Source organism: Janthinobacterium goodfellowi, assembly GCF_051380695.1.
In the GTDB taxonomy this organism is placed as follows: Bacteria; Pseudomonadota; Gammaproteobacteria; order Burkholderiales; family Burkholderiaceae_D; genus Janthinobacterium.
Map to the genome: position 1 here is coordinate 785,647 of NZ_JBNYXN010000003.1, position 12,315 is coordinate 797,961.

Here is a 12,315-nt window from a genome sequence, read left to right on the forward strand (position 1 = left end):
TTACTGCTGGATCAGGCGGATCATGGATTCGGCCACGCCCACGGAAGACTCCCAGCTCATGCCGGTCACCAGCCGGCCATCGACCTCGACGTAACTCTTTCCGTTGGCGCCGTGCCTGAAGATGCCGCCATGGCCCTTGATGCTCGCTTCCGCCGAAAAGGGATAGGCCTTGTATATCGGCGATTCCTTGTTGAGATACGCATCGGGGAAGGAGGTGAGCACCTTGCCCTGGATCAGGAAAGTCCCGTCACTGAGCTTCAGATTCTTGATGCCCTCGGTGCCATGGCAGATGGCCGCGATCACCCCGCCTTGTTGTTCGTAGATACGCAAGGCGATGTCCTGCAGCGGCTTGTTGTCCGGGATGCCGACGATGGCCGCGCCGCCGCCGACGAAAGCCATGCCCGCATACTCGACGGCCCTGACCTCGGCGACGGGCTTGGTATGGGCCAGTGCCCACATGAAATCACTGTCGTACAGATACTTTTTGAGTAATTCGTCCGACGTGACGATCATTTCCAAAGGAATGGCGCCCCCTTCGGGACTGACGAAGTCGACCGCGTACCCTGCTTTGCGAAATGCATCATAGGTATAGGCCAGCTCGGGAAAATTATTGCCTGCGTTAACTTTCGTGCCGGGATACTGATGCACATTTGACACGACCAGCAGCACCTTGCGTGCATGGCGCGGGGCTGCCGGCTCGCGATCGGCCGACTTGCTGATGATCTTCCAGTTGCCGGCGATCTTTTTCAGAAGAAATACATCCACATAGCGCACCCCCTGCTGGGGAATGTGGATCTCGGCCTTGGCCGTGGCCACCTTGCCGCTCGCCTCCACCTTGATCAGTCGCCCGTGGCGTCCATTGAATTGGCCTATTTTCTCTGGGGAAAAGAGTTTGGCGTATTCCGGACCGCTGAGCTCCCATTCCGTATCGTTTTTGCCGTCCAGGTAAAGACGGGCGGTGGCATGGAAGGCCTGGTTGATCTCGTCCGGTACGTTGAAGCTGGTGCCATGCAGATACAAGCGCACGGTTTCCCGGATGGCATTTTCGTCCTGGTCGGCGGTGGCGGCGGTGCCGGCGGCGGCGCTGCTGAGCAAGCAACAGGCGAGTACCGTTCGCAATAAAAACTGAATCATGACTTTACCCTGAATGAATAACTGCGTTTATCGGAGCAACGACTATTTCAGGTCGTTGTTGGTCGATAAGTTATCGAAATGCAGGGGAATGGATGTCGCCAAACAGGATTTCAGACTCCGGAATGGCGATTCCGGAGCGGTTTTACGCGGAAATGGCCGTGGCCGCCTGGCTGGGCTGGGCCCGGAAGCTGGCGGGAGTCTGGCCAGCCACTTTCTTGAAGGTGGAGTAGAAGGTGGAACTGGAATTGAACCCGCAGCGCTCGGCGACGATATCCATGTTCAATTGCGGCTCGCCGGTCAAGACCTGTTTCGCTTCGGCGATACGGTATTCGTTGACGTAGGTATTGAAGCTCTTGCTCAGCTTGTCATTCAATACCTGCGACACCTGCGCCTGCGTGCACCCCGCCCGTTTGGCGAGCTGGGCCAGGGTCAGGTTCGGGTTCAGATAGGATTTTTGCCCGCTCATCTGTTGTTCCAGCGCAGCGAGTACGGCAAGCGCATCGTCGTGCGTCAGGCGGCTATTCTGGTACTTCGGCTTCGGCTTCGGCTCGGCAGGCGTCGAGGTTTCCTTTCTCAGCAGAAAGACCATGACCGCGACATGCAGCGAGAAGGTGAACGACAAGGCGCCGATAATATACGACGTGAACGGCGTGCTCGCGTAGGCCGCCAACATCACACAGCTGCCCGCAAAGACGCTCAGCAGGAGCATGCTGCTGGTCGCCATCCGCTGGCCGTTGTGCAGCCATACATGGCGGGTTTGCCAGAGCAAGCTGGCGGTCGCCAGCAGGTAGCATAGCCAGAACAGATGAATCGCATGACTCGAACGGTCCCACACAGGACGATACGCGGAATATGGAAAGGCAACGCCAATGACTATCAGCAGGAAGGACAGGCCGAGATGCCAGCGCCATTGTTGTCCAACAGGCAATTGCGCGAGCCCGGTCAAGAAAGCGCGCGCATAGAGATAGGTCAAGGGACCGATCAGCAGGCAGGCCGACAGGCCCAGCTGGCGGAATTCGAGTGCGATCGCAGGGTTGAAGTAGAGGAAGGCGGATTTGGCGGTGCGCACCCCGACGGCAAGCAGCAGTGCGCCCAGCATGCAGTCGGCCAGGCAGCGAGGCCGGCGGCTGAAAAAATAGACGGCCAGGAAAATACCGTTGATGGCGCCAAGGGCGCTAAACAGGAACAGCAATTGGCGAGCGATCATGGGTGTGTCGTTGATTGGGGCGTCGAACCCAAGTATAGACACAAACGGGACCGTATCGAAGTACAAGTAGTACACCCGTTTCCTGCACCAGCCATAAACTCCCGTTATGCCCGCCTGCCAACCTTTCATGGTTGATCTTGCTCGTTGGTATTAAACTGGTTTCACCTTCAATCATGTTCTGAAATCATGTTGAAAACTGAAACCCCGAGCCGGCGGCATCCGGATCTGGACCTGTATCCGGTGGAGCAACTGGTGGCGGCGCTGGTCGATGACCAGTTCTGGGCCGTTGAAGCCGTGCGGCTGGCCTCGCCGCAAATCGGAGCGGCCATCACGGCCGCCCTGCCCCGTATCGCGGCCGGCGGACGCTTGCTGTACGTGGGCGCGGGCACGTCGGGACGCCTGGGCGTGCTCGACAGCGTTGAATTGACGCCCACATTTTCCTGGCCGCCCGAGCGGGCCGTCGCCATCCTGGCCGGCGGCGCGGGCGCCATGTTCACGGCCGTCGAAGGGGCGGAAGATGATGTACAGCAAGGCGAGCGGGATGTGCTGGCCCTGTTGCCGCAAGCAAATGACGTCGTGATCCTGCTGGCCGCCTCCGGCGCCACGCCGTATGTGCTGGGCGCCCTGCTGGCCGCGCGCAAGGCGGGCGCCTTGACGATAGGCATCGCCAACAATGTGGACGCTCCCGTGGCGCGCGAGGCGCAATGCGGCATCGTGCTCGACACGGGCACGGAAGTCATTTCCGGCAGCACGCGTCTGAAAGCGGGCACGGCGCAAAAAATCACCCTGAACACGATTTCCAGCGCCCTGATGGTCGGTTTGCACAAAACTTACGGAAACTTGATGGTAGACTTGAAGCCGACCAACGCCAAGCTGATCTGGCGGGCGGTGCGTCTGACCATGCATGCCACGGGCGCCAGTGAGGCGCAGGCCAGGGCCGTGCTGGAGCAATGCCACTATCACGTCAAGGTGGCGATTGTTGCCTTGATCAAAAAAATCAACACAAACCAGGCACAGGCATTGTTGGCCGGCGCGGACGGCAGTGTGCGGGCGGCACTGGCGGCGTGATCCGATGGCGCGGCATTCTTCTGTCTGGGAGACAAAGAAGGATGTATGGAGCTAGTGAAACAACCCGCCGCAGCGCGCGCCAATAATCCGTGGCTGTGGATCCCTTCCCTGTATTTCGGCCAGGGCATCCCCTACGTAGTGGTCATGACCTTGTCCGTGATCATGTACAAGAACTACGGTTTTTCTAATACCGATATCGCGCTGTATACGAGCTGGCTGTACTTGCCCTGGGTCATCAAGCCCCTGTGGTCGCCCTTCATCGATATGTACCGCACCAAGCGCTTCTGGATCGTCGGCTTGCAGCTGGTGATCGGTGCCGCGCTGGCGCTGGTGGCCCTGACGACGTCGCTGCCCCACTTTTTCCAGATCAGCCTGGCCATCTTCTGGCTGATGGCCTTCAGTTCCGCCACGCATGACATCGCCGCCGACGGCTTTTATATGCTGGGCCTGGAAGAGCACCAGCAGGCGGCCTTCGTCGGCGTGCGCAGCACGTTTTACCGATTGGCGATGATCGCCGGCCAGGGCGGCCTGGTGTTTCTTGCCGGCTATCTGACGCATGCGACGGGCAATGTGCAGCTGGCCTGGTCCGTCGTGTTCGCCATCCTGGCGGGCCTGTTCATCGCCCTCTTCCTCTACCACTATTTTGTCTTGCCGAAACCCAAGGAGGACCGTCCCAGCATCCAGGGCGCCGGTATTTCCCCGCTGCAAGAGTTCATCGCCACCTTTGCCGCCTTCTTCAAGAAGAAGGATATTCTCGTCATCCTCGGCTTCTTGCTGCTGTTCCGCCTCGGCGAAGCGCAACTGCTCAAATTGGCCGCGCCCTTCCTGCTCGACCCTGTCGCCAAGGGCGGCCTGGGCCTCAGCACGGAACAGGTGGGCCTCGTCTACGGCACCATCGGCGTGATCGCCCTGACCCTCGGCGGCCTGCTGGGCGGCTTCATCATTTCCCGCTTCGGCTTGAAACGCTGTTTGTGGATCATGGTGCTGTCCGTCCACTTGCCCGACCTGGTCTTCGTTTACCTGGCCAGCGCCTTGCCCAGCAATATCTATGTGATCGCGGGGGGCATTGCATTGGAGCAATTCGGTTATGGCTTCGGCTTCGCTTCGTATATGTTGTACATGATCATGGTCTCCGACGGTGCGCATAAAACGGCCCATTACGCCATTTGCACGGGGTTCATGGCCCTGGGCATGATGTTGCCCGGCATGGCCAGCGGCTGGATACAGCAAATGCTCGGTTACCAGCACTTCTTTATCTGGGTCTGCATCGCCACCATTCCTGCTTTCATCATGGCCGCGCTGGTCAAGATCGATCCTGAATTCGGCAAGAAGGCCGAGGCCTGATTCTTTTGAACCGTGCGCCCGCATGGATGGCGGGCGCACAGTAAAATGCCCGCACCGATAGACCTGCGCTTCACCACTGCAAGGAATTGTTTTGTTGTCTACTTTTAAAAAACGCCTGGGCGCCAGTGCCGGCGTATTGGCCGCGCTGGCCACTGCCACATTGCTCAGCAGCTGTACCAGCACCAAACTGCCCTCCGCAGTGACGCCAGGCGAAGCGGGCTTGCCGGCCGTGCCGCCCGTGCAGCACATCACGGGCGAAGTGCCGCCGCCGGCGCCGCGCGAATTCCGCGCCGCCTGGGTCTCGACGGTCGCCAATATCGATTGGCCCAGCCGCAGCAATTTGCCGGTAGCCAAGCAGCAAGCCGAGGCGATCGCCATCCTCGACCGCGCCAAGTCCTTGAATCTGAACGCGATTGTGCTGCAGGTGCGTCCCAGCGCCGATACGATTTACCCATCGCAACTGGAGCCATGGTCGGAATACCTGACCGGCAAGCAAGGCCAGCCGCCATTGCCCATGTATGACCCGCTGGCTTTCTGGGTGGCGCAGGCGCATGCGCGCGGCCTGGAATTGCACGCCTGGTTCAATCCCTACCGGGCCCGTCACGCGACGGCCAAGTCGCCGCTGGCGCGCGACAGTTTCGCGTCCACCAACCCGGCGTCCGTCAAGCAATACGGCCGCTACCTGTGGATGGACCCGGGCGACGCTGCCGCCTCGAAGCACACGACGGACGTGGTGCTGGACGTGGTGCGCCGCTACGATATCGATGGCGTGCACATCGACGACTACTTTTATCCGTATCCGATCGACGCGCCTGGCGCCGGTGCGGGGGCCGAGACGGCCGCGCTGGACGCGGGCAATGGCGGCGCCAAGCGCGAACTGCCGTTTCCCGATGAACCTTCCTGGCAGCAATATCTGCTGGCCGGCGGCCAGCTGGACCGCGCTTCCTGGCGCCGCCAGAACGTCAACCAGCTGATTGAAGCCTTGTATACAGGCATCCACCGCGAAAAGAGCTGGGTGCGTTTCGGCATCAGCCCGTTCGGCATCGGCCGTCCCGACCGCCGCCCTGCCGGCATCGTCGGCTTCAGCCAGTACGATAAATTGTATGCGGATGCGGAACTGTGGCTGGCCAAGGGCTGGCTCGATTATCTGTCGCCGCAGCTGTACTGGCCAGTGGCGCAGGCGCCGCAGGCGTTTGGCGTGCTGCTCGACTACTGGCTGGCGCAAAATCCGTATGGCCGTCACGTGTGGCCAGGCCTGTACACGAGCCGCATCGACAATTCCGCCAAGTCCTTCACGCCGCAAGAGATCATCAAGCAGATCGAAGTGACGCGCACGCGCCCCGGCGCGAATGGGCAAGTGCATTTCAGCATGGTGCCCCTGATGCAGAACCGCAAGGGTGTCAGCGAGCAACTCAAGGCGACCGTGTATCAAAGTCCTGCCCTGATCCCCGCCACGCCATGGCTGGGCAAGGAAGCACCGGGCACGCCCGTGCTGGCCTTGCGCCGCGATTCCAGCAGCCTGAACGTCAAGTTGACGTCGGGCGGCGGCAAATCCGTGGCGCAGTATGCCGTCTGGGCCCGCTACGGCGAAGACTGGCGCTTCACCGTGGTCACGGGCGTGCAGGGCGAGCTGACCCTGGTCGACGATGCCACCGGTAAAGTCAATGCGGTGGTGGTCAGCGCCGTGGACCGCCTTGGCAATGAAAGCCCCCGCGTCACCGTGCGCGAACCGTTTACGGCCCCCGCCAAGTAATTGTTGACCGTTCACCGCTAGTCCATAACCTGCAGGCATGAAACATGCGCAAGCTTTCATGCCTGCAAGCTCAGCTTGGCTTTACACTCATGCCATGATTTCCTTCCCTAGAGCCAATAATGCGGTGCCCATGCTGGGCCTGGGCATCGACGCGGGCGGCACGCAGACGCGCTGGGCCCTGGCCACTGTCGATGGCACCATCGTGGCCGACGGCGCCGTCGAAGGCTTGTCTGCCTTGCAAATGGGCAGCGACGCGGGCCGCGCCGCCGTGCACGCCACGTTTGCAACATTGTGCAAGCAAGTGCTGGCCGTCGGCCAGCCGCGCGCCGTGGTGGCGGGTTTGACGGGCTTTGGCGGCGACGATGTTGTGCTGGCACAAATGTTGTCCACCTTGCTGGCGCTGGACGCCGGCGACGTCAGCATCGGCAACGATATCGACATCGCCTACCGCGACAGTTTTGAACCTGGCGAAGGTTATCTGGTCTACGCTGGCACGGGTTCGATCGCCGCCTGGATCGATGCCGATGGCGTGTTTCACCGCGCGGGCGGGCGCGGCGTGCTGCTCGACGATGGCGGCGGCGGCTACTGGATCGCGCGCGAAGCCTTGCGCCACATCTGGCGCCGCGAAGACGAGGCGCCAGGCAACTGGCACAGCTCGCCCATGGCCGAAGCCGTGTTTGCGCAACTGGGCGGCAGCGACTGGTCGCTGTCGCGCGCCTTCATGTACGGCCAGGACCGGGGCGCCATCGGCCGGCTGGCGCTGGCCGTGGCCGCCAGTGCGGATGCCGACCCGCTGGCGCTGGACATCTTGCAGCGCGCGGGGCAGGAACTGGCGCGCCTGGCGCTGGCCCTGACGGCGCGCTACGGTGCCCGTCCCGTGGTGCTGGCCGGGCGCGCGGCGCAATTGCACCCGGCCATCGCGGCTGCCATGCGCGCCGCTTTGCCTGTATCGTTGATGATGGAGCAAAAAGTTGCTCGTTCGCATGAGGCCGCGGCCAAGCTGGCGGCCAGGACGGCCAGCCAGCGCACTGGCAAGAACTGAACATTTTATTAACCCGAACACGGATCTTTCATGAAAAAAATCGCCCTCGCCCTGCTGGTGGCCCTGCTTTCCGCCTGTACCACGCCCGCGCCGCACCTCGACCATAGCTTGAATGCGCGCAGCCAGAGCCCGCGCGTGAAATTCATCGTCATCCATTACACGGTCAGCGACCTGCCCCGCTCGATCAAGATCCTGACGGAACAAGTGGTCAGCAGCCATTATTTGCTGACGGACACGGACAAGCCGAAGTTTTACGTGCTGGTCGACGAATCGCGCCAGGCCAATCACGCGGGTGTGAGTAACTGGAAGACTTATACACAGTTGAATGTCAGCTCGATCGGCATCGAGATCGTCAACCCTGGCTACAAGGACACGCCGGAAGGCCGCCTCTGGTATCCATTCCCGCAGGCACAGATCGATGAACTGATTCCGCTGTTGAAAGATATCCAGGCCCGCTACAACATCGCGCCGGAAAATATCCTGGGCCACAACGAAATCGCCCCGCAGCGCAAGCAGGACCCGGGTCCGTTGTTTCCATGGCGCCAGCTGGCCGATGCGGGCCTGATCGTCTGGCCCGATGCCAACCGCGTGGCCGCGCAGCGAGCCATTTTTGAGCAGCAAGTGCCGGACGCCGTCTGGTTCCAGAAAAAGCTGGCCCAGCATGGCTATGCGACGCCGAATACGGGCGTGTTCGATGAGGCAACGCGCAATGTGCTGATCGCCTTCCAGATGAAATACCGCAATACGCGGTTTGACGGCATGCCCGATGGCGAGACGGCAGCCCTGCTGGAAGTGCTGACGACGCCGGCCACAGCTGTTGCAACAAAGTAGCATGACCGTTCCAGCCCATGACTTTTTCTTATATGCTGAACGTTACGGCCCAGGCGGCCAAAGCAAGGTAAAGGAATAGCTCATGCGGCTGCGTCATATCGAAGTATTTCACGCCATCATGCAAGTTGGCACCATCAGCGGCGCGGCCCAGGTGCTGCATATCTCGCAGCCGGCCGTGACCAAGGTCTTGCAGCATTGCGAGTTGCAACTGGGCATGCCGCTGTTCGAGCGTGTGCGGGGCAAGCTGTATCCGAAGCCCGAGGCGCACCGTTTGTTTGTCGAGACGGAAAAGCTCAACCGCGATTTATTGGGCATCCGCCGCCTGGCGGCCAGCCTGAAGGGCCATGCCGTGGAAACCATCCGTTTGGTGTCCACGCCGACGCTCGCCATCAGCGTCTTGCCGTTCGCCATGACGGAGTGGCGGCGCGACTTTCCCCACACGCGTTGCCAGCTAGCTACCCACCACACGGGCGAAATCGTCAATACCCTGCGCCTCGGTGAAGCGGACCTGGCCGTATCGCTGCAAGACCCGCGCCATCCGGGCATCGTGGCCGAACCCATTGCGCAGGGTGTCATGACGGTGATTGCGCCAGCCGGCACCTGGCATGCGGCCGATTGCGGCACGCCATTGACGGCGCATGGCCTGAACGGCGAGCTGATCGGCCATGCTGACAACGATCCGCTGGGCGAACTGGTGGTGGCCGCCTGCGAGGCACAGGATATCCACCCCGTGTTTTCCACCGTGGTGCAGACGTATCAAATCGCCCGTTCCCTCGTGGAAGCGGGCGCCGGCATGGCCGTAGTCGACCCGTTTACGGCTGCCTCCGGTTCGCCCGAGCGGCTGCAGCGCCGTCCCTGGGCGCCTACCATTCCCATCCAACTGTATTTATTGACGGCGAGCCACTCGCCGCTGTCACATGGCGCGCGGCGCCTGGCCGACAGCATCGGCGTGGCGGCGCGCAACTGCCTGGAAAGAGGAGTCTGATGTCTGTTGCAAGTTTGCAATTGGAAGCGGTCGGCAGCGATCCGCAATTTCGCCACCTGAGCAGCATCGCCGGCATCGCCGTCGACTTGCGCTATGCCACGCCCGACAATTTCGTCGGCCGCGACTTATACAGCCCCATCGATTGCGCCTGGCTGCACCGCGATGCGGCCGCCGCGCTGGAACAGGCCGTGGCCTGGCTGGCCGCGCAGCGCCCCGATCATCATCTCTTGGTGCTCGACGCGCTGCGTCCGCAGCGGGTGCAGCAGCAATTATGGGATGCGCTGCAGGGAACGGAGTTGCTGGGCTACATCGCCGAACCGTCGCGCGGCTCGATCCACTCGTTCGGCATGGCGCTCGACATCACCATCGTGGGGCCGGACGGCAGGGAACTGGACATGGGGACAGGCTTTGACGACCTGAGTGAGCGCTCGCATCCGGCGCTGGAGCTCGTCTTGCTGGAAAAGGGGGAAATTACGGAGGAGCAAGTGGCGCATCGCCGCTTGTTGCGCGACGCCATGTTCCAGGCGGGTTTCTTCGGCATCAACAGCGAATGGTGGCATTTCGATTGCGGCGACCGGGTGCTGGTGCGCCAGACCTACACCCGGGTTCTCTGATTAGAAGACCTTTAAACCTTTCAGCATCACGATGAGGATCAGCACGGGCGAGACAAAGCGCAGCAGGAACAGCAGCACATGCGCCAGGGTTTGATTTTGCAACTGGCCATGATTGCTGATCGCCTCGATGAAATGCTGCTTGCCCCAGGCCCAGCCTGTAAACAAGGCAATCGCGATGCCGCCCACGGGCAGGAAGATATTCGACGAGACGAAGTCGAACAGATCAAACATATTCAAATTGAATAGCTTGAAGTCCGCCAGGGTGCTGTTGCTCAGCGCGCACACGGAACCGAGCACGGCCAGCAGCAGCATGGTCACGATGGTGGACTTGGTGCGTGTCCAGCCGAAACGCTCGTGGAAAATCACGACGGGCACTTCCATCAGCGACAGCATCGCGCCCGTGGCGGCGACGGCGGCCAGGATGAAGAACACCACCATCAGGGCTTGCCCCATGGGAATTTGCGAGAACACGGCGGGAATCGTAATGAACACCAGCGACGGTCCCGCACTGGGAGCGAAGCCAAACGTGAACACGGCGGGGAAGATGGCGATGCCGGCCAGCATCGATACACCGAGGTCGGCCGCCATCACGCGTAAAGTCGTGACGGGGATATTCTGGTCGTCGCGGAAATAGCTGCCGTAGGTCATCATCGTGCCCATGCCGACGGACAATTTAAAGAAGGCCAGGCCCATGGCCGTCAGCACGACGGAAGCCGTCAGCTTGGAAAAATCAGGACGGAACAGGAAGGCCAGGCCTTCGCCCGCTTTATCGAGCGACAGGCTGACCGCGCATAGCAGGAGCAGCAGCAAGAACAGCAGCGGCATCAGTTTCTTGGCGATCGCCTCGATGCCCTTGGTCACGCCCAGCATCAATATGCCGCCGATAAACAGCAGCACGCCCCATTGCCAGAACAGCGATTGCAAAGGATTGCTGATCAGGGAGGCGAAAGCCGCTTCCGTCACCAGCTTGTCGCTGCTCAAGATGGAGCCGTCGATGGCCTTGGCGATATAGGCAAACACCCAGCCCACCACTTCCGAATAAAACGCGACGATCAGGAAGGCGGCGACCATGCCGATGAGGCCTACCAGCCACCAGGGCTTGCCCTTCGGTGCCAGCTGTTCCATGGTGGAAATCGGATTGACCTTGGCACGGCGGCCCAAAGTGATTTCCGCGATCATCACGGGCAGGCCCACTAATAAGGTAGCGAGCAGATAGATGAGCAGGAAGCCGGCGCCGCCATTGGCGCCTGTCAGGTAGGGGAATTTCCAGATGTTGCCGAGACCGACTGCGGAACCGAGGGTGGCGGCGAGCACGCCGAAGCCAGTGGTAAAGCCAGCTCGTTTCAGGGTCAGGCCTGATCCTTGAGCTTGTTGTTTCATGGTGAATCTTCTATGGATGGACGCGGATTTGCGCTGAGGGGGCGAAATTGTAGCAGTTGGCCGCAAATACCCTGGAAAAGCCTTGCTACTCCCGGGGCGCTTTGCTATAGTTCGCCTCCCCAATGAGACGCACTAGTTTGCGGCACAAAAGGGACAGCCTTCCGGGGCTGAGTAGTAGAAAAGAAGGTGTTGACGATTGTGCTGAAATGCTTCATACTCTTCCTTCTTCGCAGCTGACAAACACAACGCTTTGTCGATAGCGCGAAAGCAGTAACCGAATACAGTTCTTTAACAATTAACAGTCGATAAGTGTGGGCATTTGATGCAAGTGCAGCGTCAATTTTCGGATTGGCGTCTAACTTAAAATATCAAATGTTCACGAATAAATAAATGAAATAGGACGCTTCGCAAGAAGTGGCCTGTCAGTTGTTTTTGAAGTGAGCGACCCGTCAGCAATGACGGTGCCGATAAAACGGCAAAGTAACAGAGATTAAACTGAAGAGTTTGATCCTGGCTCAGATTGAACGCTGGCGGCATGCCTTACACATGCAAGTCGAACGGCAGCACGGAGCTTGCTCTGGTGGCGAGTGGCGAACGGGTGAGTAATATATCGGAACGTACCCTGGAGTGGGGGATAACGTAGCGAAAGTTACGCTAATACCGCATACGATCTAAGGATGAAAGTGGGGGATCGCAAGACCTCATGCTCGTGGAGCGGCCGATATCTGATTAGCTAGTTGGTAGGGTAAAAGCCTACCAAGGCATCGATCAGTAGCTGGTCTGAGAGGACGACCAGCCACACTGGAACTGAGACACGGTCCAGACTCCTACGGGAGGCAGCAGTGGGGAATTTTGGACAATGGGCGAAAGCCTGATCCAGCAATGCCGCGTGAGTGAAGAAGGCCTTCGGGTTGTAAAGCTCTTTTGTCAGGGAAGAAACGGTGAGAGCTAATATCT

General features: G+C 60.3%; 10 protein-coding genes and 1 rRNA gene. 8 read left to right on the forward strand and 3 right to left on the reverse strand.

Annotation, left to right across the window (positions count from 1 at the left end; genetic code table 11):
* Together ACQ4WQ_RS15985 and ACQ4WQ_RS15990 are read right to left on the reverse strand one after the other, a co-directional pair.
* Positions 1 to 1,134 (reverse strand): nuclear transport factor 2 family protein, encoded by a 1,134-nt coding sequence (locus ACQ4WQ_RS15985; RefSeq protein ID WP_436498312.1) that lies wholly within the window; start codon positions 1,132 to 1,134, stop codon positions 1 to 3.
* Positions 1,135 to 1,276: 142 nt separating this feature from the next.
* Positions 1,277 to 2,341 carry a helix-turn-helix domain-containing protein gene (locus ACQ4WQ_RS15990; protein WP_436498314.1) on the reverse strand — a complete coding sequence of 355 codons (1,065 nt, stop codon included), beginning with the start codon at positions 2,339 to 2,341 and terminating at the stop codon, positions 1,277 to 1,279.
* Between the two features lie 186 nt (positions 2,342 to 2,527).
* Between ACQ4WQ_RS15990 and ACQ4WQ_RS15995 the strand changes: the two genes are divergently transcribed.
* The 7 genes from ACQ4WQ_RS15995 to ACQ4WQ_RS16025 all read left to right on the forward strand — a co-directional run bounded on the left by ACQ4WQ_RS15995 (position 2,528) and on the right by ACQ4WQ_RS16025 (position 9,978).
* Positions 2,528 to 3,409, forward strand: coding sequence for an N-acetylmuramic acid 6-phosphate etherase (locus tag ACQ4WQ_RS15995; protein WP_436498316.1), 882 nt, complete (start codon positions 2,528 to 2,530; stop codon positions 3,407 to 3,409).
* A gap of 45 nt (positions 3,410 to 3,454) precedes the next feature.
* Positions 3,455 to 4,753 carry an MFS transporter gene (locus tag ACQ4WQ_RS16000; RefSeq protein WP_326457934.1) on the forward strand — a complete coding sequence of 433 codons (1,299 nt, stop codon included), beginning with the start codon at positions 3,455 to 3,457 and terminating at the stop codon, positions 4,751 to 4,753.
* 91 nt (positions 4,754 to 4,844) lie between these two features.
* Complete coding sequence (locus ACQ4WQ_RS16005) at positions 4,845 to 6,506, forward strand: glycoside hydrolase family 10-like protein (RefSeq protein WP_436498318.1); 1,662 nt, start codon at positions 4,845 to 4,847, stop codon at positions 6,504 to 6,506.
* 130 nt (positions 6,507 to 6,636) lie between these two features.
* Positions 6,637 to 7,548, forward strand: a complete 912-nt coding sequence (locus tag ACQ4WQ_RS16010; protein ID WP_436498320.1) for a BadF/BadG/BcrA/BcrD ATPase family protein — start codon at positions 6,637 to 6,639, stop codon at positions 7,546 to 7,548.
* Positions 7,549 to 7,578: 30 nt separating this feature from the next.
* Entirely contained in the window at positions 7,579 to 8,379 is an 801-nt protein-coding gene (locus ACQ4WQ_RS16015) for an N-acetylmuramoyl-L-alanine amidase (RefSeq protein WP_436498322.1), read from the forward strand.
* 82 nt (positions 8,380 to 8,461) lie between these two features.
* Positions 8,462 to 9,364: a LysR family transcriptional regulator gene (locus ACQ4WQ_RS16020; RefSeq protein ID WP_099408255.1), complete on the forward strand. Its 903-nt coding sequence runs from the start codon at positions 8,462 to 8,464 to the stop codon at positions 9,362 to 9,364.
* Positions 9,364 to 9,978 carry a M15 family metallopeptidase gene (locus tag ACQ4WQ_RS16025; RefSeq protein WP_436498324.1) on the forward strand — a complete coding sequence of 205 codons (615 nt, stop codon included), beginning with the start codon at positions 9,364 to 9,366 and terminating at the stop codon, positions 9,976 to 9,978. Before ACQ4WQ_RS16020 ends, ACQ4WQ_RS16025 begins: the two co-directional genes overlap by 1 nt.
* Here the strand turns inward: ACQ4WQ_RS16025 and ACQ4WQ_RS16030 are convergent, their stop codons facing one another.
* Entirely contained in the window at positions 9,979 to 11,358 is a 1,380-nt protein-coding gene (locus ACQ4WQ_RS16030; RefSeq protein ID WP_436498326.1) for a sodium-dependent transporter, read from the reverse strand.
* A 492-nt stretch (positions 11,359 to 11,850) separates the two neighbouring features.
* On the opposite strand from ACQ4WQ_RS16030, the gene ACQ4WQ_RS16035 reads away from it, so the two are divergent.
* A 16S ribosomal RNA gene (locus ACQ4WQ_RS16035) occupies positions 11,851 to 12,315 on the forward strand; the annotation flags it as partial.